The sequence below is a fragment of the Streptomyces boetiae genome (assembly GCF_031845405.1).
Lineage (GTDB): Bacteria > Actinomycetota > Actinomycetes > Streptomycetales > Streptomycetaceae > Streptomyces > Streptomyces boetiae.
On the sequence record NZ_JAVREN010000013.1, the window covers coordinates 96526 to 120895 of the forward strand.

The 24370-nt window shown below is 71.9% G+C and carries 22 protein-coding genes and 1 pseudogene; 19 read left to right on the top strand and 4 right to left on the bottom strand.

The window, feature by feature from the left end; translation table 11 throughout:
• Nucleotides 1-359 precede the first annotated feature (359 nt).
• The 3 genes from RM780_RS11775 (at nt 360) to RM780_RS11785 (ending at nt 7950) form a co-directional block, all read left to right on the top strand.
• Entirely contained in the window at nt 360-6518 is a 6159-nt protein-coding gene (locus tag RM780_RS11775; protein WP_394812939.1) for a DNRLRE domain-containing protein, read from the top strand.
• A 55-nt stretch (nt 6519-6573) separates the two neighbouring features.
• Nucleotides 6574-6720, top strand: coding sequence for a hypothetical protein (locus RM780_RS11780; protein WP_311630586.1), 147 nt, complete (start codon nt 6574-6576; stop codon nt 6718-6720).
• A 1095-nt stretch (nt 6721-7815) separates the two neighbouring features.
• Nucleotides 7816-7950 (top strand): hypothetical protein, encoded by a 135-nt coding sequence (locus RM780_RS11785; RefSeq protein ID WP_311630587.1) that lies wholly within the window; start codon nt 7816-7818, stop codon nt 7948-7950.
• Nucleotides 7951-8097: 147 nt separating this feature from the next.
• Here the strand turns inward: RM780_RS11785 and RM780_RS11790 are convergent, their stop codons facing one another.
• Nucleotides 8098-9480: a sporulation protein gene (locus tag RM780_RS11790; RefSeq protein WP_311630588.1), complete on the bottom strand. Its 1383-nt coding sequence runs from the start codon at nt 9478-9480 to the stop codon at nt 8098-8100.
• 268 nt (nt 9481-9748) lie between these two features.
• Between RM780_RS11790 and queC the strand changes: the two genes are divergently transcribed.
• The 12 genes from queC to RM780_RS11850 all read left to right on the top strand — a co-directional run bounded on the left by queC (nt 9749) and on the right by RM780_RS11850 (nt 19201).
• Nucleotides 9749-10465 (top strand): 7-cyano-7-deazaguanine synthase QueC, encoded by a 717-nt coding sequence (queC, locus tag RM780_RS11795; RefSeq protein WP_311630589.1) that lies wholly within the window; start codon nt 9749-9751, stop codon nt 10463-10465.
• The gene (locus RM780_RS11800) at nt 10462-11139 is read left to right on the top strand and encodes a 6-pyruvoyl trahydropterin synthase family protein (RefSeq protein ID WP_311630590.1); all 678 of its coding nucleotides are present in this window, start codon (nt 10462-10464) and stop codon (nt 11137-11139) included. Before queC ends, RM780_RS11800 begins: the two co-directional genes overlap by 4 nt.
• Nucleotides 11136-11858 carry a 7-carboxy-7-deazaguanine synthase QueE gene (locus tag RM780_RS11805; protein WP_311630591.1) on the top strand — a complete coding sequence of 241 codons (723 nt, stop codon included), beginning with the start codon at nt 11136-11138 and terminating at the stop codon, nt 11856-11858. Before RM780_RS11800 ends, RM780_RS11805 begins: the two co-directional genes overlap by 4 nt.
• Nucleotides 11848-12291, top strand: a complete 444-nt coding sequence (locus RM780_RS11810; RefSeq protein ID WP_311630592.1) for a hypothetical protein — start codon at nt 11848-11850, stop codon at nt 12289-12291. The genes RM780_RS11805 and RM780_RS11810 overlap by 11 nt, the downstream gene beginning before the upstream one ends.
• A complete protein-coding gene (locus RM780_RS11815) occupies nt 12288-12854 on the top strand; it encodes a phosphoribosyltransferase (protein WP_311630593.1) in 567 nt (188 codons plus the stop codon). Before RM780_RS11810 ends, RM780_RS11815 begins: the two co-directional genes overlap by 4 nt.
• Before the next feature lie 83 nt (nt 12855-12937).
• On the top strand, nt 12938-13639 hold the full coding sequence (locus tag RM780_RS11820; RefSeq protein WP_311630594.1) for a PIG-L deacetylase family protein: 702 nt from the start codon (nt 12938-12940) through the stop codon (nt 13637-13639).
• Nucleotides 13636-14373 (top strand): WbqC family protein, encoded by a 738-nt coding sequence (locus RM780_RS11825; RefSeq protein ID WP_311630595.1) that lies wholly within the window; start codon nt 13636-13638, stop codon nt 14371-14373. Before RM780_RS11820 ends, RM780_RS11825 begins: the two co-directional genes overlap by 4 nt.
• Before the next feature lie 47 nt (nt 14374-14420).
• The gene (locus RM780_RS11830) at nt 14421-15059 is read left to right on the top strand and encodes a formylglycine-generating enzyme family protein (protein ID WP_311630596.1); all 639 of its coding nucleotides are present in this window, start codon (nt 14421-14423) and stop codon (nt 15057-15059) included.
• Nucleotides 15056-16174 carry a glycosyltransferase family 4 protein gene (locus RM780_RS11835; protein ID WP_311630597.1) on the top strand — a complete coding sequence of 373 codons (1119 nt, stop codon included), beginning with the start codon at nt 15056-15058 and terminating at the stop codon, nt 16172-16174. The genes RM780_RS11830 and RM780_RS11835 overlap by 4 nt, the downstream gene beginning before the upstream one ends.
• Complete coding sequence (locus tag RM780_RS11840; protein WP_311630598.1) at nt 16171-16980, top strand: reverse transcriptase domain-containing protein; 810 nt, start codon at nt 16171-16173, stop codon at nt 16978-16980. The genes RM780_RS11835 and RM780_RS11840 overlap by 4 nt, the downstream gene beginning before the upstream one ends.
• A gap of 406 nt (nt 16981-17386) precedes the next feature.
• Nucleotides 17387-18274: a glycosyltransferase family 4 protein gene (locus RM780_RS11845; protein WP_311630599.1), complete on the top strand. Its 888-nt coding sequence runs from the start codon at nt 17387-17389 to the stop codon at nt 18272-18274.
• Between the two features lie 90 nt (nt 18275-18364).
• Nucleotides 18365-19201, top strand: coding sequence for a 5'-3' exonuclease (locus RM780_RS11850; protein ID WP_311630600.1), 837 nt, complete (start codon nt 18365-18367; stop codon nt 19199-19201).
• 28 nt (nt 19202-19229) lie between these two features.
• Here the strand turns inward: RM780_RS11850 and RM780_RS11855 are convergent, their stop codons facing one another.
• The 3 genes from RM780_RS11855 to RM780_RS11865 are packed head-to-tail and all read right to left on the bottom strand — an operon-like array spanning nt 19230 to nt 21648.
• Nucleotides 19230-19691: a gamma-glutamylcyclotransferase family protein gene (locus RM780_RS11855; RefSeq protein WP_311630601.1), complete on the bottom strand. Its 462-nt coding sequence runs from the start codon at nt 19689-19691 to the stop codon at nt 19230-19232.
• Nucleotides 19688-20281: a GNAT family N-acetyltransferase gene (locus tag RM780_RS11860; RefSeq protein ID WP_311630602.1), complete on the bottom strand. Its 594-nt coding sequence runs from the start codon at nt 20279-20281 to the stop codon at nt 19688-19690. The genes RM780_RS11855 and RM780_RS11860 overlap by 4 nt, the downstream gene beginning before the upstream one ends.
• 26 nt (nt 20282-20307) lie before the next feature.
• On the bottom strand, nt 20308-21648 hold the full coding sequence (locus tag RM780_RS11865) for a hypothetical protein (RefSeq protein ID WP_311630603.1): 1341 nt from the start codon (nt 21646-21648) through the stop codon (nt 20308-20310).
• Between the two features lie 219 nt (nt 21649-21867).
• On the opposite strand from RM780_RS11865, the gene RM780_RS11870 reads away from it, so the two are divergent.
• From RM780_RS11870 to RM780_RS11885, 4 genes and pseudogenes are all read left to right on the top strand, one after another.
• Nucleotides 21868-22419, top strand: a complete 552-nt coding sequence (locus RM780_RS11870) for a hypothetical protein (protein WP_311630604.1) — start codon at nt 21868-21870, stop codon at nt 22417-22419.
• A gap of 118 nt (nt 22420-22537) precedes the next feature.
• Nucleotides 22538-22996 (top strand): ATP-binding protein, encoded by a 459-nt coding sequence (locus RM780_RS11875; protein ID WP_311630605.1) that lies wholly within the window; start codon nt 22538-22540, stop codon nt 22994-22996.
• Between the two features lie 230 nt (nt 22997-23226).
• Complete coding sequence (locus RM780_RS11880; protein ID WP_311630606.1) at nt 23227-23442, top strand: hypothetical protein; 216 nt, start codon at nt 23227-23229, stop codon at nt 23440-23442.
• 137 nt (nt 23443-23579) lie between these two features.
• A pseudogene (locus RM780_RS11885) lies at nt 23580-24265 on the top strand (IS5 family transposase); the annotation flags it as partial.
• Nucleotides 24266-24370 lie beyond the last annotated feature (105 nt).

Here is a 24370-nt window from a genome sequence, read left to right on the forward strand (position 1 = left end):
CTTCCCCTAGCTCGAGCGGTGCACACTGTGCTCCATCCCACTCGCCAGAATCCCTGATTGAAGACCCAGTTGGGGGTTTTGGTGCACTTTCCCCTCTTTTCTTGCTCGCTTAGATTGAGGGGGACGTGGACATGGCGCGCGAGATGTGTACTTGACGCGCCTAAACGGTGGGGGTGGGGGCGGTGTTGTCCTTCTCAGCTTGGCATGAGCCTGCCAATGAAGATCCCGGCGTTGTGGAGCGGGACTGGCGAGGCACATCGGTGGTCTTCTCACGGTGGCGAAGGCTATTGACCCGGGTAACGCTCGGGGTCGCCGGTCTGCTGATCCTGGAGGCCGCGCTGGTGGCCGGGGAGAGCGGGATGGCGTTCGCGGCGACCGGCCGGGGACCCGAGTCGCGGCAGGAGGAAGACTCCGACGTTCCCCGGGTCGCGGAGGCGGCGGACATCGCGTCGGCACGAGTCGCCGCCAGGCTCGGCGGGGAGCGGGTCGAGGCGTTGTCGGAACGTACGGAGACCTCCACGACGTGGGTGAACCCGGACGGGACGTTGACGACCGAGCTATCGGCCGGGCCCATCCGCTTCCGGCGGGACGGTGAGTGGGTCGACGTCGATGTCGACCTGGAGCCGCGGGAGGGCGGCGGTTTCGCTGCCGAGGCTCATCCGGCGGGACTGGTCCTGGCAGGGCAGGGCGGTACTCCGCCGGCCTCGTTGGAGGCCGCGAGAAACGCCAGGCCGCGGGACCTGGTGCGGCTGGGCTCGGGGGATGAGGAAGTTGTCCTCGGCTGGCGTGGCGGCCTTCCGGAGCCGCGGGTGGACGGTACGACGGCCCGGTACCGGAACGCGCTGCCCGGCGCGGACCTGATCGTGGAGGCCACCCGGACCGGCTTCGAGCAGTTCGTCGAGCTCAGGCGCGCCCCTCGGGACGGCCGGTTCTCCTATGCGCTGACGCTGGAGACCGAGGGACTGGACGCCGAGGCCCGGGAGGACGGCAGCATTCTCTTCACCGACGCGGAGTCGGGGGAGGACCGCGCGGTGATGCCGGCGCCGGTGATGTGGGACGCGACCGTCGACGAGACGTCCGGCGAGCACACCCGCACCGTCCCGGTCGATGTCGAGATCACCGGTGAGGGACAGGAGTTGGAGATTCTTCTGACTCCTGACGCCCAGTTCCTCGAGGACCCGGAGACGGTGTACCCGGTCACCGTCGACCCCTCCACCGCCTCGCTGGGGAATGTCTTCGACACTTACGTCAAGCAGGGCGAGACCACCGACCTGTCGGCCGACACCGAACTCCACATCGGCAACCCGGGCACGACCAACCCGGACGGGACTCCGCGCTACGCCCGGTCGTTCATCACCTGGGACACCTCCCCCATCCGCGACGCGCTCATCGGCAGCGCCGAGCTGGAGCTGTACAACGTCCACTCTGGCAATACCAGTTGCAGCGGGCAGACGTGGACGGTGTGGGAGACGGGGGCCGCATCGACCTCCTCGCGCTGGACGAGCCAGCCGCAATGGATCCAGCAGTACGCCACCTCCACCGAGACCGCCGGCCGGGCCGAGTGCGGAGGTGACGGTTGGATCGGCGCCGATGTCACCGAGTTGGTGCAGAGCTGGGCATCGGCCGACGTCACCCGCGGATACATGGGCGTCCGAGCCCCGTCGGGAGATACCGCGCAGTGGAAGCAGGTGCGCTCGGCCAACGCCGCGTCGAATCCCCCGCGTCTGACCGTCACCTACAACTACCGGCCCCGCACCGGTACGCGGCAGGAAGCGGGGCCGCCGTACTTCTCCTACGGCGGCGCTTACACCGTCAACACCACCACGCCGACGCTCCGGGACACGTTCGTCGATGCCAACGGAGACCGGGTCAACGGTACTTTCCAGATCTACGACGATGCCACCAATTCGCAGGTGGGCGACGTGATCGTCTCGTCCTACGTGCCCTCGGGCCAGGCCGCTTCGGTCACCGTTCCCGAAGGACTGCTGTCGAACGGCAGGACGTACAGGTTCCGCACCAGCCCGTACGACGGCACCCACTACAACACTGGCTGGTCGGCGTGGAGAACGTTCACCGTTGACACGTCGGCCCCCTCCGCGCCCACCGCGATCACTTCCACCGACTACCCGTCGGGACAGTGGACGGGCGGGGCGGAAGAGGAGGGAACGTTCACCGTCACCCCGCCCGCCGGCGACCACCAGTGGCTGGAATGGTCCCTGGACGGCGTGACCTGGACCAAGGTCACCACCTCCGGCACGGCCGGCAACAGGGATATCGCCGTCACACCGCCCCGCGACGGAACGCACACCCTGCGCGTCCGCGCCGTGGACAGGGCAGACAACAAGTCCGAGGCCCTGGAATACACCTTCCACGCCGGACCCGGCGGCTTCCTCCAGCCCACCGAGGGCGAACGCACCGCGCGCCGCCTGACCCTGGCCGCCGAAGCGGACGGTTCCCGGTACGACTCGGTGTCCTTCTCCTGGCGCCGCTCGGCGGCGGACCCGTGGACCGCGATCCCCACCGCGGACGTCACCTCCGGAGGGCAGCCCCTGACGGCCTGGCCGGTCCCTCTGGCCAATGGCGAAAACGCCCCGCTGGTCTGGGACGCCGCCGGGACCGTGACCCCGGACGGCACGATCGAGATCAAGGCGGACTTCACAGGTTCGGGCGGCGTCTCGGGCAGCACGCAGCCGCTCACTGTGGTCGTGGACCGCCAGGCAGACGGCGCGGCCACCGAGGAGATCGGCCCCGGCTCGCTGAACCTCCTCACCGGTGACTACACCATCTCCGAGTCCGACACCTCGTACTACGAGATGGCCGTCAGCCGCACCGCGTCCTCCCGCACCCCGGCCGCCGGAGCGCAGCAGACCGGCCAGGCCGCGATTTTCGGCGACGAGTGGGTCGCCGGCACCATCGCCGAACTCACGGACTCCGACTACGCGCACGTCCGGCGGATCTCGGACACGGCCGTCGCCGTCGTCACCTCGGACACCAGCGAGATCCACTTCACCGCCAACGCAGCCGGCAACGCCTGGGTCCCGGAACCGGGAGCGGAGGCCCTGACGCTGACCGGCAGCGTGAGCGGCTCCTTCACCCTCACCGACACCGAGGGCACAGTCACCCGGTTCACCAGGCCGTCCCCTTCGGCCCCCACGTGGCCGGTCTCCAGCACCCTGCTGGACGGCCTGGACAACTCCACCACGACCATCGTCTCCGAAACCGTGACCGTCGACGGTCAGCAACTGGCCCGGCCGAGAATGGTCATCGCCCCCACCTCCGCCGTCGAGGCCGCCACCTGCGCCGCGACGCCGACCACCCGCGGCTGCCGGGTCCTGGAGTTCGTCTACGCCACCTCGACCACTGCAACGTCATCCGCCTTCGGCGACTACGCGGGCCAGGTCAGGGAGATCCTCCTCTACGCCACCGGCAAGGGCGGCACCTCCGCCACCGCGCGGGCGGTGGCAGCATACCGATACGACACCGAAGGCCGGCTGCGGCAGCAGTGGAACCCGCGCCTGGCCCAGTCCACCGGCACCGAGTACGCCTACGACAGCGTCGGCCGCGTGGTCTCGCACCGGTCGGCCACCGACCAGCCCTGGACGTTCGCCTACGGGCAGGCCGGCAGCGGGCCCATCGCCGGTGACGGGATGCTCCTGTCCGTCAGCCGCCCCTTCCTGCGTCAGGGCAGTACCGACATCGTGGACGGCAACGCCGTCCAGACGGTCGTCTACGACGTTCCCCTCGCCGGGAGCGGAGCCCCTCACGACATGGGCTCGGGCGATGTCCGGGCCTGGGGGCAGACGGACGCCCCCACCGACGCGACGGCCGTCTTCCCCGCGGACTCCGTTCCTCCGTCGCACACCGGCGACGGCCTGAGTGTTCTCGACTACGCCCGCTCCGAAATCCACTACCTCGGCGCCTCGGCCCGCGAGGTCAACACCGCGCAGCCCGGCGGACACATCAGCACAACCGAGTACGACCGGTTCGGGAACACCGTCCGCGAGCTGACCGCGGCCAACCGGGCCGTCGCCCTCGGGATCACGGCAGCGGACCGTGCCACCCAGGCCGGTCTCGGCATCGCCCAGCTCTCCTCCGCCGAACGCGCCGACCTGCTCTCCACGGAGTCCCGCTACAACGCCACCGGCACCCGCGAGCTGGAGTCCTTCGGCCCGCTTCGCCGGGTGGACCTCACCGAGAACCTGGTCTCCGGCTCCACCACACTCGTGCCGACCGGCACGTCGGTGACCGCGCGCACCTGGACCGTCAACGAGTACGACGCGGGCCGCCCCACCGATGGCACCGCCACGGTCCGCGACCAGGTCACCAGGGTCACCACCGGCGCCCAGGTGCGCGAACATCCCGGCGTGCACGGGGAGCGGCGCGTCACCCAGACCGTCTACGACTGGGCGGCGGGCTTGCCCATCCAGACCATCGAGGACCCGGGCGGCCTGGCACTGACCACGACGACCGAGCACGACGCCCAGGGCCGCGTGACCAGAGTCATCCCACCCGGCGGCTCCGCGACCGGCGCGAGCACGGTGGTGACCACCTACTGGTCCGCCACCGGCACCGGCACCTGCCAGGGCCGCCCCGAGTGGGCCGACCTCCTGTGCTCCACCGGCCCCGGAGGTGCGATCACCGGCGGCGGCTCCAACCCCGCCCAACTGCCCACCACTACCAACGAGTACGACTCCTGGGGCAACACCACCGCACGCATCGAGACGGCCAACGGCTCCACCCGCACCACCACCACGGCCCATGACGGCGCGGGCCGCCCGACCACGACCACCGTCACCGGCGGCGTTGGACAAGCCGTCCCGGCCTCCACGACCGTCTACGACGCGGCGACCGGGCGAGTCAGCCAGATCACCTCTCCGAGTGGTGGAACGATCAGCCAGACCTACGACACCCTGGGCCGGCTCATCTCCTACACCGACGCGGACGGCGGCACGACCAACACCGCGTACGACGTCCTGGACCGCCCGGTCGAGATCACCGACACCGCGCCTTCCACGGTCACGTTCACTTACGACCACACCGCCGAACCACGGGGCATGGCCACGAGCAGCACCGACTCCGTCGCCGGCACCTTCCGGGCCACCTATGACGCGGACGGCTCCCTCGCCACCGAAAGACTGCCCGGCGGCTACACCCTCCGAATTACCGAGGACACCACAGGCTCGCCCATCGCGCGCACCTACACTCGCGACAGCGACGGCACCGTCGTCTACACCAACGCGGCCACCGAATCGATCCACGGCCAGACCACCATGGACGCCGGCTGGTCCGACCAGACCTACCGCTACGACACCACCGGACGCCTGACTAGCGTGGAGGACACCGCCGCAACGGTCTGCACCCGTCGCGCCTACACCCTCAACGACCGGACCAACCGCACCGCCCTCACCACTGCGTCCGGCGCCCCGGGAGCCGACTGCCCCACTAGCGGCGGCACCGCGACCAACCACAGCTACGACACCGCCGACCGCCTGGTCGACGGCGGCTACGCCTATGACGCCTTCGCTCGCGCCACCACCCTGCCCGGCGGCATAGGCATCGGCTACTACACCAACGACCTCGCCCACCGGCAGACCACCGCCACCAACCGCCAGACCTGGCAGCTCGACGCCGCGCTCCGCTTCCGTTCCTGGACCACCGAGGTCAACTCCGGCGGAACCTGGACCCAGACCGGCAGCAGGCTCAACCACTACGACAGCGACAGCGACAACCCCCGCTGGATCATCGAGAACACCAGCACCGGCGCCCTGACACGCAACGTCGAATCCCTCTCCGGCGACCTGGCCGCCACCACGAATGCGACCGGCAACACCCTCCTCCACCTTTCCGATATCCACGGCGACATCGCCCTGCAACTCCCGCTAACTCCGGGACAGGCCCCCATCGCCTTGGACACTGACGAATACGGCAATCCCCGCCCGGGCCAGAGTCCTATGCGCTACAACTGGCTCGGCAGCAAACAACGCTCCAGCGAAACAATCACCGGCCTCACCCTGATGGGCGTCCGCCAGTACAACCCCACGACCGGACTCTTCCTCACTCCGGACCCCATCCCCGGTGGGAACGCGAACGCCTACGAGTACTGCAGCGCAGACCCCGTCAACTGCTATGACCTCGATGGGCGGTGGGGATGGCTGAGGCGGAGAGCGCGGCAGTTCAGAAGCTGGGCCGGGCGGACCATGCGCAACCCGAATGTCCGGCACTGGTACTACGGGGGACGGGCCCTGCAGGGCGCGTTGAATCCGATCACGCGGGCTCGCACCATATACCGCTGGGCCAGGAATCCCCGCCGCGCCTACCAGACCTGTTCCCGGAACTACCGAGCAGGAATCCAATGCTTCTCAATGGCCCTCGGAGGTTCCTCGGCATTCAGGTTCGGGCGCCGTTATGTGCAGAATTACCGATATCTCCGAGAGTACAACAGTCAACTGACGCACCGAGGAAGGCAGCGGGTCTGTCGCCGCTACACTGGTTACCGGGGACGGGGCAGATGCACCTGACACCCCGACGAAGAGGCATTGGTTGTCCAAGCGGCCAGCCTCCCAAGGAGGTCCCATGGATGATGTGCTCCGCCTCGTGCTCCGGGGCCTGAAAGCAGTGGGCAAGGCGGTCTATGTGTTCCTCGAGTTCGTCAACCTCAGGGACGGGTTGCGGGGCCTGAGACGCGATGCTCGCCGGGCGCGTCGCCTTCGCAAGGAATGAGTCACCTGCGCCTGCCTCCGGTCGACGTGCCCGGGGGCAGGCCCTTCGGGAATAAGCAGTGGTTCCTCGGCCGATCGTTGCCCTCTGATCCTGCTACCCGGCTGGCCGGGCGCGTCTGCGGCCACCGGCATCCGAGTCGTCGCCCAGTGTGCCCGCTCGGATCGGCTACTGGCTCAGTGCCGGGTTGCGATCACTGTCGACGGTGACCCGCCCCCGGCGTCCGTTGCCGCTGTCGAGGGGGAACTCTCGCCGGCATTTTCCATCCCGATGCCGGTTGTTGGTCGGACGTGCCGTTGACTGATCAGCATTGGGCACAGCCTGAGCCGATGATTCCGGACCAGTTGCCGAAGCAGGGCGGGAGGTGGTGGCGTGACCCGGAGGTGATCGACGCGGCGCCCAGGAAATGCCTGATCGACTCTCAGGCGTGCACCTGCCCGAGAGGGGCGGATCGTGGAAGAGAGTCCGCAACCGGCTGCGGAACTGAGCCATCGACGGCATTCGGACGGGTACCGGCCGTTCTGCTTGCCTAGGCCGACGCCGATGAGGCCTTGGACTGGACCGTCTCGGCGGGCTTCACCATCGTGCATGCTTGTCAGCGCGCGGCTGGAGCCCAGGGGCTCCAACGGGTGAGCCCAGCCGTAGACTTGCTGCTTGATCAGCTTCTTCTTCGTGGCAGTGCGCCCGGTCGGGCCGTCGCTGTAGAAGGGAGGTTGGTCGGGCGACCGCTGCTCGTGGTTCCGAGGTCTTTGGGGAAGGGAACGCGCCCCGCCCGGACCTACGCCACAGCTAGGGCATACAGCAGCTCCCGTGGCCGTCCGCTCCCTCCGCGTTGGCGGCTGCACTGTGGGAGAGGTAGCCAGGACTCCTCGGCCTACGCCCCGCACCGGGTCAACTTCAGCCGCCACATGGTGAGATATTCTCAGGCTTCTTCCGCACGTGATCACCGAGGGAGCGTACGTGCGCTTGAACTGGCATATACCTCTGCCCGGCCCCTTCTCGATCGGCGGCAGCATTGGCGGCCGACGACGCAGAAGAGGGGGCGGAGGATCTGGAGCGGGCTGCACCACAGGACCCCTCCTTCTCCTCTGGTACTGCGTGATTATCGTGTTCTGGATCTACTGGTGGATATTCAAGCTCATTTTCTGGTACGGCGGCGCTCTAACTTATCGGCTGATAACCAAGCGGCCCGTCACCGTTCCCAACCGTCGCTGGGGCGGCCTGGTGTGGTGAGTGGGGAGCAACGCGCGGTTCGTGACCAGGTCGGAGGGAGCCGCCTCCATGCCCTCGTTCCGCCGGACGATTTGTGGGTCAGCCGGTCGACGGGGGCGAGCGGAACGGAAGCCGGTGCGCACGCGCTCCTTGGCGGACGGTCCCGAATCAGAGCGTCGCGATGTCGAGTTCCGTGCGGGCGTGGTGGAGGAAGTCGGTGACGCGCTGTTCGTTCCTCCAGGGGGCCAGGGCCGTGGTGAAGTCGCGGATGTAGTCGAGGGCGCGGGCCGAGGAGACGCCGGAGAGGGTGTTCACGGCCTGGTGGCCGAGGTCGAGTGCCTGGTCGAGGTCCCGGGTCTGGAGGTGGAGGGTGGCGACCACGGTCATCCGCAGGCCGACGGATCGGGTGTGGGTGGTGGAGGGCGTTGCCGCGGCCTGGCGGTTCCAGGCGTGCGCTGCTTGGGGGTTGCGCAGGTCGCGGTGGATCTCGGTGGCGTCGGCGGCGAGGCGGGCGTGGGTGACGTAGCGGATCCAGGGCGGGTCGTCCTGGTCGCGGGCCCGGTCGAGGAGGGTTTCGGCGGCGGCGAGGGCCGTTGCGGCGTTGTGGGCGTCGTGAGCACGGGCGTGGGCGCGGGCTTCGATGAGTTTGGTGAAGGCCAGGACGCGGGGGGCGGCGAGGTGGCGGGCGCGCTGGTAGGCACCCTGCGTCATGTCGATGGCCTGGTGGGGGAAGCCGCGTAGCAGGGTCTGCAGGGCCATGGTGGTCAGGACGTAGCTGCCGAGCTCGGTGTTGCCGCCGGCGCGGGCCAGGCGCAGGGCCTGGACGAAGTGGCGCTGGGCGGTGTCGTGCTGCCCGGTGTCGAAGGCGGACCAGCCGGCGAGGCGGGACAGTTCGGCGGTGGCGGAGAACAGTTCGGCGCCGATGGTGCTCGTGAAGGTGCCTTGCAGCAGAGGGGCGGCGCGGTGCGTGAGGCACTGGGTGAGGGCGCCGGCTTTCCAGCTGCCGCCGCCGTAGCGGGCGTCCCAGGCGCGGGCCTCGTCGGCCGCCTGCCAGAGTTCGTCGAGGTCGCGGCGGCCGACGTGCCGCCCGCCGCGGCGGGCGGGATCGGGGTCGGCGGAGGTGACGAGCCAGCGGGTGACGGGTGTGGTGAAGGCCGTGGCGGAGAAGCTGGTCCCGAGGAAGTCGCGGCGGTCCACGTGGCTCCAGAAGGTGGTGGCGACGCGTACGGCGTCGGCGGGGTCTCGCGGGAAATCCAACCCCAGGCCGGGCGCCGGATCGTGGAGGGCCATGCCGATGTCGGCGGCGGTAACCGCCCGGCCGAGGCGTTCGGCCAGAGCGGTGGCGAGTAACTCGGGCACCGGAGGGCGGGGCGTCATGCCCCGCCGGGCCCAGTTCGCGACGCTGGTGTGGGTGTACGCGGTGACGAGGCCGGCGTGGCGGGCGAGCTCGTTGATCCGGTGGGCCAGGGCCTTGTGGCTGGCTCCGGACGCTTCGATGAGCCGGGTCAGGTCCCGGTTGGGCTGCCTGGTGCGGCGCGGTGCGGATGTCACGGCGCGTGTCCCCTCCCCTCGCGGCGGCCGGCGGGCCGCGGCTGCTCTGCCACCTGGAGCGTAGGGCGGACACGGGCGCGGCGGGGGTGGTCAGGGATCTGCCGGCCCCGCGATCCGTGGGCCCCCTCGTGAGCCTCCCTCCTTCGCTGAAGTTCCCGGATCGTGGGTCCGTAGCTCGAAGCACGTCGTGACGTGCTCCTCGCCTTTCGCCTCGACCGGCCTCGCCGGCGTCGCGGAGGGGGCTCTCACCGGCCCAGAAAGGGTGCTCATGAGCCGATCGCTTCCTTCTTCTCCCGTGCCCGACGTGGTCGTGGTCTTCTCCGGCGGCCTGGACTCCACCACGGCCGCCTACCAGGCCGCCGCCTCCGGCGCGCGGCCGACCTTGCTGTCGGTGGACTACGGGCAGCGCCACCGGACCGAACTCGATCACGCCGTCCGTCTGGCGGGGGAACTGTCGGCGCCGCACCACGTCGTGGACCTGCGGGCGCTCGGCGGCCTGCTGAACGGTTCCTCGCTGACCGACACCTCCGTCGACGTGCCCGAGGGGCATTACACCGACACCTCCATGCGGGCCACGGTCGTGCCGCACCGCAACGCGCTGCTGCTGGACCTGGCCGTGGCCGCGGCCATCGGAAGGGGCGCGGGCGCGGTGATCTTCGGCGCGCACGCCGGGGACCACCCCATCTACCCGGACTGCCGCCCGGCGTTCCTGACGGCCTATCGGCGGATGGTGCGGGTGGCCAACGAGGGCTTTCTGCCCGCCGGGTTCAAGGTGCGCGCGCCGTTCCTGAACATGACCAAGGCGGACATCGTGCGGCTGGGCACCGGGCTGGGCGTGCCGTACGAGCTGACGTGGTCCTGCTACGAGGGCGGTCGGGCGCACTGCGGAGTCTGCGGGACGTGCACAGAGCGGCGCGAGGCGTTCCGGCTCGCCGAGGTGCCTGACCCGACCCGGTACGCCGCGCCTTCGGCGGTGACGCGGTGAACGACACGCTGGACGCGGCGCGGGCGCGTTTCCGGATCGGGAAGGCGTTCCGGTTCGAGGCCGCCCGCACGCGGGAGGGCCGGCTGGAGGGCCACTCCTTCCGCGCCGAGGTGGTCCTCGCGGCCGACGAGTTGACCGGGCCGGGCTTCGTGGCGGATTTCGGCGAGCTGGCGCCGGTGAAGCGGTACATCGATGCCGAGCTGGATCACCGGCTGCTGGACGAGATCCTGGGCGCAGGCGCCGGATGCGGGCGGATCGCCGGTCACCTGAAGGACTGGTGCGCCGCTCATCTGCCGCGGCCCGTCGCCGACCGGCTGGAGGATCTGACGGTCCGCACCGGCCGACCTCAACTCCCAGCTATGGCAATCGCGTTCGCCGCCGCGCACCGCCTGGGCGGGCTGGCCCCGGGGCACCCGTGCGGCCGACTGCACGGCCACTCCTACGTTGTCGGCCCGTTGCCGGGGAACGGGCCGCTGCCCGCGGTGCTCACGCGGTACGTCACGGCCGAGCTGGACGGGCGGCTGCTGAACGACGTGATGCCGGCGGAGCCGACGAGCGAGAACCTGGCCGCACACCTGGTGGAAGCCGCCGCGCGGCTGGGCTCGGGCATCGCCGGGATCCGTGTGTCGGAGACGGAGACCACCTGGGCCGAGTTCTGCGCGGAGACTCCGTGAGCGCCCCGGCACGGCTCGCGGCGCGGCAGAGGCTGTGGGTGGCCGAGACGTTCGCGGACACCGTGCAGGGCGAGGGCCCGAGCATCGGCGCGCCCGCGGCGTTCATCCGCCTCAGCCGCTGCAACCTCACCTGCACCTGGTGCGACACCCCCTACACCTGGGACCGATCCCGCTTCGACCTCGCCGCGGAGTCCCGGCGGGCGAGCGCGGAGGAACTGGCCTCGTGGGCGCTGGGCCGCCCCGAGGAACTCGTGGTGATCTCCGGCGGCGAGCCGCTTCTCCAGCAGCGAGCCCTGGTCCCCCTCGCCCGAATGCTGATCGAGGCCGGACGGCGGGTGGAGATCGAGACCAACGCCACGTACCCGCCCGCCGCCGAACTGGCCGCTTCCGGCGCGTGCTTCAACGTCTCGCCCAAGCTCGCCGGCAGCCGCGTGCCGTCGGCGCTGCGGATCCGGCCCAGCGTGCTGGAGGCGTTCGCCGCCCTGCCCACGCCGCGCCGGGTGTTCAAGTTCGTCGTAACCGGCCTGGCCGAGCTGGACGAGGTCGATCGGCTGGTCGCCCGTCACCGGCTCCGGCCGGTGTGGGTGATGCCCGAGGGCACCACCCCGGAGAAGATCACCCACGGCCTGCGGGAGCTGGCCGAAGGCGCGGCGACCCGCGGCTACCGGCTCGGTGCGCGGCTGCACGTCCTGCTGTGGGGGGACGAGCGTGGCCGCTGATTCCCTGGCCGGCCTTGTGGTGGTCGGCTGCTCGCGCCGCAAGCTCGTCACCTCCGGCCCCGTCCCCGCGCTGGACCGCTACCAGGGGTGGTACGCGCCACCCCTGCGCGCCCGGCTCGCCGCCCATCCCGAGTACCGCTCCCGCGTCCTGGTGATGTCCGCCCGGTGGGGGCTGCTGCGCGCCGACCACCCCGTGGCCACCTACGAGCAGCCGCTGACCGCCGAGCGCGCCCGGGAACTGCGCGGGCCGGTCCGGCGCGCCCTCGCACGGCACTTGTCCGACTTCCCGGCGCGGGAGGCGTTGCTGCTGCTGGAGCCTGCCTACCTGCGGCTCCTGGGAACGCCCGGGGTGCCGGTCGCGCACACCATCTCCCGTCCCGGCCGCTTCGCCGACGCCTGCCGCCTCCTCGACGCCTGGGGGTGGCCGTCGTGACCGGGCATGCCCAGCGGGTGTTCGAGCACCGCCGCATCTGGCTGCTGACCGAGGAGGCGTTCGCGGGCGCGGCCGAACTGATCGCGGAGGCCGGGGCCGCACACCGGCCGCAGGCCGTGATGGGCATTGCCCGCGGCGGGACCCGGCTGGCCGAGGCCGTCGCCACCCACCTGTCCGTCCCGGCCGCGGTGATCCGCGCACGGCACAACGTTGGCGACGACCCGCGGGTCGCGGCCACCGGCCGCGTGCGGATCGAGCCGCCGACGGCCGGTCCGCTCGCCCGACTGGGCCGGGGCCGGCGGCTGCTGCTGGTCGACGACATCAGCGGCTCCGGCGCCACGCTGCGCGCCGTCATCGCCTGGCTGACGCGGCAGTCGGCCCCGGCCGCGCTGCGCACCGCCGTGCTCTGCCGCAACCAGGGCAGCGCCTTCACCCCCGATGCCTGGGGCTGGGAGGTGGCCGACTGGGTCTCCTTCCCGTGGGAACCGCCCCCACCCTGCCCGGCCGAGGCCCTGCCGCCCCTGACCGGCCTGTGCCACCCGGACACCGCCCGCCGCGGCTGAACGGCCCCCGCACGCCGGGCTGTTCCGGAGGGCGCTCCGGGGCCTGCCCGGCCTTCCACGGACACACAACGAGGAGGCAGGCCATGCTGCTTGGCCTGGAACCCGGCGACCGCGTCCTTGCCGTCGCCACCCATCCGGATGACGAGACCCTCGGCGCCGGCGGAACCCTCGCCCGCCTGACGGGCGAGGGCGCCGAGGTCCACGTCCTGGCCGTCACCTGTTACCCGCTGCCCCGCTGGGGCACCTGCCACGATTCCGCCCGCCGCCGGGCACAGTTCGACGCGGCCTGCGACGTACTCGGCGTCGCGGGCCGGGACATCGCCTGGGTCGACGACCACCGTGCCCGGCACCTGGAGACGCATCTGCCCGAGCTCATCCGGCTGCTGGAGGCCGGGCACGAGCTCTCGCTGACGGCGCTGCGCCCGGCCGCGCTCCTCATTCCGGCGGACGGCGCCATCCACCAGGAGCACCGGCTGGTGAACCGGGCGTGCTACGCCGCCGCGCGCCCGGGCGGCGGCACACGGCACACCCCGCGCATCGTCCTCGGCTTCGACGGCCCCGAGGATCACGCCTGGGGGACGCGGCAGCGGCGCGGGCACGCGCTGGTGGACATCACCGCCACCGCGGAGACGAAGGACAAGGCACTGGCCTGCTACGACGGCGAGTTGCGCGACGAGACCCATCCGCGCAGCCCGGGCCGGATCCGCGCGATCGACGCCGCCCTCGCCGCGACGGCGGGGACCGGGCGGGCGGAGGCGTTCACCGTCTACCGGATGGCCTGGTGACCGCCCCGCAGCGGGTCCTGGTCGCGCACCAACCCGCCTACCTGCCCTGGCCCGGGTACTTCTCCCGCCTGCTGGACGTTCACGAACTCGTGCTGCTGGACCACGTGCAGTTCTCCGAACGCCGCTGGCAGCACCGCAACCGGGTGCGCAGCTCCGGCGACGGGCCGCCGGTCCGGCTGACCGTGCCGGTGCGCCGCCGCTTCGGCCAGACCATCCGCGACGTCCAAGTGGCCGACGAGCCCTGGGCGGTACGGCACTGGCGGACCCTCCAGCACGCCTACGGCCGAGCCCCGTACTGGGCGGCTCACCGCGACGAGCTGGCCGCCCTCTACGCCCGGCGGTGGCGGCGGCTGGCGGAGGTGGACGAGGCGTTCACGCGGTTCCTGCTGGATGCCCTGGGCCTGCCGGTGCGGCTGGTGCGCTCCAGCGAGCTGGCCCCGGCCGGACGGAGCACTGCGATGCTGGCCGACCTCTGCGCCCGCACCGGCGCCCGCACGCTGCGGGTCGGCACCGGCGCTCTCGCCTACCTCGACACCGGCCTGCTCGCCGACCACGGAATCGGCGTTCAGATCTCCACCTACACGCACCCCGCCTACGGGGCCGGGCACCGCGGCTGGGCCCCGGGCCTGAGCGTCCTGGACCTGCTGCTCATGGAAGGCCCGGCCGCCGCCGAGGTGCTGCGCGCGGGAGCGCGCACCGAGACCAGGGTCGCGGCACGGGGAGCGGCCCGGTGAACGCGGCGCCCGGACAGGGCCGTCTTTCGCCGGCGGCGAGCCCGCGCGTGCTGGGAAGCGAGCCTTCGCTGCCGCCGGGGAACGTACCTGCTGCCCGGGACACCACCAGGCTAGCGACCGCGGCCGACCTCGTGCAGTGGGCGTTCGTGCCCGGCGGCGACCTGCCCGCGGGGGAGTGGCACCGCGCCCAGACCGTCGCCGGCCTGTGGTGGACCGACGCGCCCCTGACCGCCGGCGGATACCCGCTGACGGGCCTGACCCTCGACCAGGCCACGGAGATGGCCGCCCGACTCGGCGGCCGGATCCCGACCAGCGCCGAGTGGGAGTGGATGGCTGGCGCCGGCCTGCGCCGCTTCCCCTGGGGCGACGAGCGGCCCACCGCGAGCCGCTCGAACCTGCGCGGCCTGGGCCCCGGTCGCCCCAACCGAGTACGTCGCCTCGCGGCCGGCCGCACTCCGCACGGGTTGTGGGACGTGGCCGGGAACGTGTGGGAATGGACCCGCGCCCCCGGCCGGCGGGACGGCATCGCACTGCTGCGCGGCGGCTCCTACAACTCCCTGCCCCAGTACGCCTCCTGCTCCTACGCGAACGACGTCCTGCCCGATCTGACCTCGCCCGGCATCGGCGTACGCCTCGTCCGCGACACCCCACCACCCGCCCCCGGCCCTACAGGAGATGACGGATGAACATCGCCTTCGTCCTGCTGACCCACAACCCCGACGAGCCGGCCGGGATCGAACGCTCCCTCGCCTCCCTCGCCCAGGGCCTGCGCGAACTCGGCCACCGCACGGTCATCATCGCCGCGGGCCCCGCCACCCCGGAGGACGATCCCGACCTGCTCCGGCTGAAGACCCTGACGTTGCCCCGCCCCGCGCTGGAGGACGACCTGCACGCCCTGCTAGCCGACCCCGAACCGGCACGCGCGGAAGTCCGCCGACTCCTGGCCGCCCACCGCGCCGAGCTGGTGTGCTGGACGGACGCCGTATGGGGCCTGGGTTATCTCAATCCCGCCCCCGCCGACGTGCGCACCGCGCTGATGGTCCACGTGCTGCGCACCGACGAACCGATGCTCGCCGCCCTCGCCCACCGCCCCGCCGCCGTGCTCACCCCGAGCGCGTTCCTCCGCGACCAGGCAACCGACGCCGGCCTGGACACCGGCCGGTGGAGCGTGCTGCCCAACGCCCTGCTCCAGCACGCCGGCCCGCCCGGCTCGGCAGAACGCGAGCGGCTGCGACGCGACGGGCCGGTGCGGATCGTGGCCCGCGCCGAACCGCACAAGGGCACCGCCGAACTCCTCACCGCCCTCCCGGCCGCCCTCCCCGGAGGGCTGGGCCGGAAGCTGGAGATCGTCCTGGCCCCGGCCGGATTCGAGTACTGGCCCGGCATGCAGGAACAGACCATCGCCGAATGCCGCGCCCTCGCCGGCCAACTGCCCGAAGTGCGACTGCTGCCAGCGCTGCCCTGGCGGCAGGTGCAGCCCTTCCTCGCCGGCGCGGCCGTCACGGTGATCGCCTCCACCAGCCCCGAGACGTTCGGAAACGTCGCCGCCGAGGCCCTGTCCGTCGGCACCCCGGTCACCGGCTACGACCTCGGCCACCTGCCCGCCCTCACCGGCCCCGCCGGACTCCTGGTGCCCTTGGCCGACGGCCCCGAACGCCTGTGGCACACCGTCGCGGGGCTGCTGGCCGACCAGCACGCCTACCACGCCGCCTCCCGCGCCGCGCCCTCCCAGGTCGCCGGCCACACCCCGGCCGCGGTCGCCCGCGCCTTCCTCGACGCCACCCTCCGCAGGGAGCCGTGACCCCGGCCTGCGGCCCGGCCGCGCACTCGCTGATGCGGCAGGTCACCGACATCCGCGCCCTCAAGCGCGCGGCCCGACAGTGCATGGGCCGCACCGGCGCCCCCGGCGCCGACGGCCTGACCTGGCGCGTCTTCCGTCAGGACCTGCCCACCCGCCTCGACGCGCTCTCCCGCGACCTGGCCGCCGGCACCTGGCGCCCGCAGCCGCCGCGCACCGAACGCTTCGACGCCTGGGGCAAGACGCTCACCATCGTCATCCCCACCGTGACCGACCGGGTCGTCCACCGAGCCGTGCGCAACGCCGTCGAGCCCGTCCTGGAACGCGACGCCTACCCGCCGTGGATGTTCGGCTGGCACCGCCGCGCCGGCCGCCCCCTGGCCGTCGCCGCGGCAGCCGCCCACCTGGCGGCCGGCCGCACCTGGGCCGCCGACCTCGACGTCGCCGCCGCCACCCGCGGCGTCACCCTGGACGCGGCACTCGGCTCCCTGGCCCGCTTCGTCCACGACGGCACCCTGCTCGCCCTGGTCCGGCGCATCCTGACCGCCCTGCCCCAGCCTCTCGCCCCCGGCAGCGGCCTCACCCCGATGCTCACCAACCTCCGCATGACCCCCGTCGACCAGCTGCTCGCCCGGCGGGCCGTCGTGCGGCTGACCGACAACTACACCCTCTTCACCCCCACCCGCCCCGAGGCCGAAGCCGCGTGGCGGCATGCCGCCGAGGCGCTGGCCGCCCACGGCATGCGCCCGGCTCCGGGCAAGTCGAAGATCTGGCAGCCCAACCCCGAAGACCTCTACGCCGCCGGCTGAAACGGAGCACCCTGTTGGCGCCCAGCGATCCCCCCGCCCTTCTGTACTGCGCCGTCAACGGCATCACCAACTGCACCAACGGCATCGGCCGCCAGACCAAGACCCTGCTGGCCTCCCTCGAACACCGCTACCTCCAACTCGCCCAGACCGGCGGGAACTTCACCCCCTACCTCGCGACGCCCGAACCCGGCGCCGCCACTTGGAACAACGACCCCGCCGACCTCACCTACGCGCGCGCCGTCGTCGAGCCCCTCGGCGGCCGAGTCCTGACCCTCCCCTACACCCCGCCGCTGTGGTCCGCCGTCACCTTCCGCCACCTCTCCACCGCCGCCGCCCGGGCCGCCGCCGACCTCGCCGCACTCACCCCCGCGTTCTCGTCCTCGCCATCGACCCGCCCTTCGCAGGCGTGCCCGCAGCCGCCGCCCACCCGCGCGTCCACACCGTCCTGGCGTTGTTCTCCACCGTCCGCATCACCGAACGCCCCACCCCCGACCCGGCTCGCCTCACCTGGGAACGGCAGGCCATCACCGCCGTCAACACCCTTCCCCGCGCGCGGGTGGCCGACATCGGCACCTTCCTCACCCGCCACCTCATCCGGGACTACGGGCTCGACCCCAGCCGGCTCACCCCTTGGCCCTCCGGCCTGCACCTGCCCGACCCCGACCTCCGGCCCATGCCCCCGAACCAGGCTGCCGCCACCTTTGCCGCGTTCGGCATTCCCACCGACCGGCCCCTCGTCGCCACCATCGGCCGCACGGATCCGACCAAGGGCATCGACCTCCTCATCGACGCCCTCGCCCCCCTCTGCGACCAGGTCCACCTCGCCGCCATCGCCGTGCGCACCGACGACGAACGCGCCGCCCTCCTGAACACCTACCGCGCCCGCGCCCGCCGCCTCGGCCTGGACGCGACCTTCGTCGGAGACTTCGATCGCGGACTGCCCCGGGCGCTGGCCTCCTGGCCCCGTACCCGCGTCATGGCCAGCCCCAGCCGCGGTGAGACCCTGGCCAACACCGTCTTCGAGACCGCCCTGTGGGCCCGCCACGCTGGCCCGGTCCTCCTCGCTCCGGCCCGCGACGGTTTCCCCGAACAGATCACCGACGGCCACGACGGCCTGCTCTACGACCCGGCCGAGCCCGACGCCCTCACCCGCGGCCTTCGTCGTGCTCTCGCCCTGCCGGAACACCAGCGGGCCCGCTTCCGCGCCGCCGCCCACCGGCGTGTCCTGGCCGATCGTGACGCCACCACCCACCTGGCCGCGCTCCTGAGGGAGTTCCTGGGCCCTCGCCGGTAGACTCGCGCCTCATCCGGCTCGTCGGCCGGACGCCCGTCCGCCGCGGTCACAGGCTCCCGTTCACGTCCCCGAGACCCCGGAGACCGCGCCATGACCAGCAGCCCGGCCGCCCCGTTGCTCCTCGTCGACGGCCACAACCTGCTCTTCCGCGCGTGGTACGGATTCCCCACCCGGATCCGGACCCGCGACCAAACGGTGGACCGCACCGGCGTCTTCGGGTTCGCCGCCCTCCTGCGCAAGGCCCACCGCCGGCACGCCGCCGGCCACGAAGTCTTCGTCGTCTTCGACGCCGAGGACGGCGGCGCGGCCCGGGCCGAGGCCGACAGCAGCTACAAGGCGCACCGCCCCGCGCCCGAGCCCGGGCTGATCGAGTCTCTCGCGGACATCCAGCGGCTCCTCGACCACGCCGGTATCCGCTGGATCGAACAGCCCGGCACCGAGGGCGACGACGTGATCGCCACCCTGGCCACCACCGCCCGCGCCGCGCGGCGGGAGGTCACGGTGATGAGCGCCGACAAGGACTTCTACCAACTCCTCGCCCCGCAAGTGCGCTTGCTGAACACCATGCTCGCCGAGGACCGCCGCGTCATCACCGCCGACCACCTGCCGCCCCGCTTCGGCGTCACCCCGGCCCAGTGGCCCGACTACCGCGCGCTGTCCGGCGACCCGGCCGACAACATCCCGGGCATCCGCGGCATCGGCCCCCGGACCGCCGCCCGCCTCCTCGCCGGCGGCCGGCACCTGGAGAACATCCCCGCCGCCGACCTCAGACCGGCCTGGGCCGCCCAGTGGGAGAACGTCCTGCGCTGGCGCGAGATGATCCGCCTCGACCGCAAGACCCCCCTCCCCGACAACCCGCTCACCGCCCTGCCCACCCCGGAGATGCCACCGGCGGCAGCCCTGCTGGAGCAGCTCGGCCTGTGGTGACGCCGACGGAAGTGCCCGGGCTCCGCCGTCAGCGAGGAGTCGGCGTGCGGGGGTGCCGGTGCCGGGCTATTCGCGCGCACCTCGCGGCGTAGGACGTCAAGTGCAGGGCGGCGAACTCGTCGGCCTGCCAGGTGGCGGGCAGCACGTCGGGGCCCGACCAGGTGTAAGTCCAGCCGTGGCGGCCGTCGTTCAGGGGCAGTTGGCGGAGGTCGTAGAGGTCGTCCTCGAAGTCGTCGAGACGCCGCCATTCGTCCGCGGTGAGGTCGGTGAGGAGCAGTCCGCGGGCGGTCAGCGTGGAGGGGACGAGGCCGGGGTAGACCCGGCCGGCGAGCGAGGCGGCCCGCCAGCCGTCGGCTGATGCGGGTGCGCGGCTGGGCACCCGGCCGAGAAGAGCCTGAAGCACCTCGGGGAACTGCAGGGTCCCGTACACGAAGAGGGCATCGGACTCGGGAGCCACGGCGGCGAGTCGGTCAGGGGGCGGGAGGGTCATGGGCACGAGGATCCAGGGAGGAGCGGTCGCGGTGCAACGGTTCGGCCGGCGGGGCGGTACATCGCGTCGTAGACGGGGGACTCGGGGGCGTGCTTGATGCGGCCCATGATCGTGTAGCCCCAGCGCAGGTAGATCCCGTGCGCGGGCTCGTTGTCGGTGATGCAGGTCAGCGCGGTCACGGACTCGCCGCGGCCGGCGATGATCGCGTCGTGGAGGCGGCGGCCGACGCCCTGCCGGGCGCAGGCGGGGCGCACCATCAGTTCGCGAAGCCAGAAGATGTCCTCCCGCTCGGCGGCTCCGAGGAGGCCGTCGGGGCGCTGCTCGGCGAGGGAGACCCACCAGGACCTGTCCGGGGGGAGCGTCACGCCGTGGACGTACCCGACGAGCTCCCCGTTCCGGCGTGCCGTGACCGTCTCGAAGCCGCGCATGCCGAACGCGGCGTGGAGGCGGTCGGCGTACGAGGCGACGGAGAAGAACGGGTCCTCGCGGTAGGGCGGGACGTCGTAGACCTCGGCGTAGACGTCCACGAGCTCGTCCGCCATGCCCTTGGCCGAAGCACCGTCGTAGCGGGCGAGTTGAAGTCCCGTCATCGTCGTTCCCTTCGCTTCGGCGGTGGTCAGGCGACGTGCTCGCTGATCTCGTCCAGGGCGTCCTGTACGCCGCGGCTGCGGTGGTGGGGTGCCAGGCCATCCCGGACGAGAACCAGCTGGTGCGTGGCGCGCGTCGAGGACATGCCTCCCTTGACCAGCCGCAGGGACTCGGTGACCGCGGCCAGGCTGTGGCCGAGGTCGCGGTTGCGCAACGCGGCGACGGCCAGGCGCCCCAGGCACATCCCCCGGTTGCGGGAGTGAGCGAGATCCTGCAACCCCGCGCTCTGTTCGAGGAGTTGCTGCGCGCGGGCGTACTGCTGGAGGTCGAGGCGGCACATGCCCTCCAGGCAGACGATCTCGGCCTCGTTGAGGAACAGCACCCAGTCCGGATCGCGTTCGTCGGGCCCCTGCTCCCACGCTCGCCAGGCGTACCGGATGCTCTTCTCGCAGGAGAGGGCGTCGCCGAGCCGGGCGAAGCCCTGGGCCTGGCGGATGGCCAGAAGCGCCTCCACGCGCGGGGGCGCTGACCACTCGGCGGCGTGTGCCTGGGCCAGCCGGGCGAACCGCACCGCCTCGCGTCCCTTGCCGAGGTCGACGGCCTGGCGGGACATGTTGCTCAGAGTCCGGCTGGCCAGGGCATCGTCCCCGGTGTAGGTCGCGGTGGTCAGCGCTTCCGCGAAGTAGGTGCGCGCCTCGGCCTGCAGGCCGGCGTCGTAGCAGAACCAGCCCAGCGAGGTGGTGAACTTGCCCGCGACTCCGCGCAGTTGGTTCTCCATGACCTCGTCGTAGACGCCGCGGTCAAGCATCTGGTGGACCCACAGCAGGTGGGCCCGGGCCGAGCGCCACAGGCGGTTACCGCCGAACTGCTGGTCGATCTGGTCCATGTCGTCCGCGGCGGCCCGCAGCAGCTCGACCTCGGCTTCCCCGATGCGCATCCGCGAGGGGCTGCCCGAGACGGAGCCGGTCGGCGCCAGCCACGGCAGGTTCCCGCTGCCGATAGCCGGTGCCGGTGCCGCGCTGGGCGCGACGGACCGCGGGGCCGCCGACTCGGGTTCTTCGTCGCCTCCGTGGTCCTGGCTCGCGAAACCCAGGTCGCCGATCGGCCGCCGGAAGAACTCCTCGAGAACCTTGCGGGTCTGCGGGCGCGGCCACGGAGGGCAGGAGCTCTCCCACTTCTCGTACTGCCGCAGGCTGAAACTCAGACGCTGGCGGAGTCGCCCCGCCTTGTGCATGCGGTCGGCGCAGGCCGCGAGATCTTCGACGATCTCCTCCTGCGTGCGCTGGAGCGCCTCCCGGGCCCGTCGGAGCCGGACGTTGCCGCCCGGATTCGCTGCCGCCACGGCCACCTCCCCGTGTCTTTTCTCCACTGCCCTCACCGTAATTGCCGGTCGAGGTGTCGCGGGAGATGCCCCAAGGAACAGGGCCTCCGGCCTGCCCAGGGGCGGGAGAAAGGCGGGTCGAGGGCGGGTCACGGTCGGGTGAGGGACGGGCGAAAGGACCTGGTGCCCGCCCGGCCTTTTTCGCTGCACTAGGTGACCTGAGCGGCACGGAGCGTGCCGCCCGAGGTGACGAGCGGGAGGATCGCGATGGTGGTGACGGATACCGCCCTGCGGGAGGACGACGCGCTGGGCACTTGGCTTGCCCGGGCCGCACCGGCGGCAGGGGCCTCGAAGCGGTGGCCCGACGAGCCGGCCGCGTCCCGACGGCTGCGCTGCGGTGTCATCTTCGACGCGGTGGTGTGTGCTCAGCCCCTGATCGAGGTCGCGTACTGGCTGCTCGAAGGGTACGAGCAGCAACTGGGCCCGGCTGTGGCCTATCCCGCACACCGCGTCGGCGCGATTCTCGTCCCGATCGGGATCGAGGAACGCTGGCAGGAGCTGGTGACGGCTTCCGAATGGCCGGCGCGCCAGCCGCGGCCCTTGTGCCTGGGAAGCCCGCACACCATCGAGGTCCCGCCCGCCGTGCCGGATCCGGCCGCCGGCGCTCGTTGGCTTCGCGATCCCGAGGTCTCCCTCGTGAGCCCGCCCGTCCTGACCAGTCCCGTCCAACTCGCCCGCTGTCTGACCGAGGCCCTGTCGCTCGGCGCGAAGGCGACGGGGGAGTACCCGCTGCTCCCGGCCGCGCACGGTGACGGTTAGCAGCGGCTTCCGCGCAGCCGCCCCAGACCTGAGGGGCCATGGCTCCTTCCGTCGGTATGACCCCGCGTTCCGCCCCCATCCGCCCCGTTTCATCAGCGAACCCGACAGTGAGATGACGATGGGCCACACCACAGCAGCCCGCACCGAGCGGGGCACTCCCCGCACCAGCCCCCTTCCCAGCAGCATCGCCCTGGAATTTCCTCCCGAGCCTTTCCGCGTCACCCAGGCGCGCCACCTGGGCGTTGCGGCGCTCCGGGAGTGGGGCCTGGACCGCCTGGCCGACACGGTCGAAATACTGATCAGCGAGCTGGTCACGAACGCAGTCCGGTACGGCGGAAGCGAGCAGGTCAGGGTTCTGCTTGCCCATGGCGAGGGCGAGGTGTTCCTCGCGGTGGACGACGGCGCTCCGGGACGGGCTCACGTCCGGCAGGTGGGGCCGGAGTCGGAGAGCGGGCGCGGGATGGCGATCGTCCAGGCGCTCTCGGACGCGTGGGGGACGGACGGGCCGCGCACCTGGTGCACGGTCGTCGCGGCCGACACCGTTTCCCGCGGCGATACCGACCCGGTCGAACCGTAGCGGTGGCGGCGAGCGCCCGCCCTGGCCCGCCTCCTCCCCGCTGGTCGACGCCTTGGCCGCAGCGCGGACACCGCGCGGCCGAGCCCGCATCCACACCACCACTACCGCTCTGTTAGGACGAAGCTCTCGTGGTTCCTCGCTACGAACATCCGCCTGTCACCGATGCCGGCCTGTACGCGCCTGCGGGGGGAAGCCGACGAACGCCGACCGCACCCCCGGGGCGGCGGCCAGTGACCGACGTCGTCGTAGAACAGGTGGTCGTGGACCCCGTCACCGTTCGTTGCGGCGATCAGATCCTCGTCGGCGGCCAAGTGTTCACCGTGCGGGACATGAGGGCCTTGCCTCGCGGCGGCAAGCGCCTGGACTTCCACGATGGCACGTCCTTCACCATGCGCCCAACGACCGTTCTGTGGGCATCCCGCCCCCGCCGCCTCCGCCGCCGCTGATCGACCACCTCACCCGAACCCGGGGAAGCCCGCCACGCGCGGGGCCGTTCGGCCTTGCGGCTAAGAGCTCCTAACACAATGAGGTGAGTTGTTCCTGGTGGCCGTGTCTGGCTGGTGAGTTGGGCGTTGGTCGCGGTGTGGGTGCTGCGCCGTGGGTCGTGTCGGATGAGTTGTGGGAGCGGATCGAGCCGCTGCTGCCGAAGCGTGAGCGGAGGTTCCGGTACCCGGGACGGAAGCCGGTGCCGGACCGGCAGGTGCTGTGCGGGATCTTGTACGTGCTGTACCAGGGCATCCAGTGGGAGTACCTGCCGAAGGAACTGGGCTTCGGTTCGGGGATGACGTGCTGGCGGCGACTGCGGGACTGGAACGAAGCGGGTGTGTGGGACCGCCTGCACCACGTGATGCTGGCCGAACTGAACGCCGCGGCGAGGCTGGACTGGTCGCGGTGTGTGGTCGACTCCAGCCACGTGCGGGCGCTAAAAGGGGGAGCCAGACGGGCCCGTCGCCGGTCGACCGCGGCCGCGCCGGGTCGAAGCACCACCTGATCACAGACGGGCACGGCACCCCGCTCGCCGTCAGCCTCACCGGCGGCAACCGCAACGACGTCACCCAGCTCATCCCGCTGCTGGACGCGGTCCCGCCGGTGCGCGGGCGGGTGGGCCGGCCTCGCCGCAGACCTCAGTCGGTCTTCGCCGATCGCGGCTACGACCACGACAAGTACCGCGAGCAGGTCCGGACTCGGGGCATCATGCCGGCCATCGCCCGACGCGGCACCCGCCACGGAACCGGCCTGGGCACCTACCGCTGGGTCGTCGAGCGCGCCTTGTGCGCCACGAGGCGCTCTGTTTGTATCTCCGGCTCAGCCGGGAGGAACTCGGAAGGAGGTTCCTGGGCCCGATGACTTACCTGGATCCGAAAGGTGAAGGGG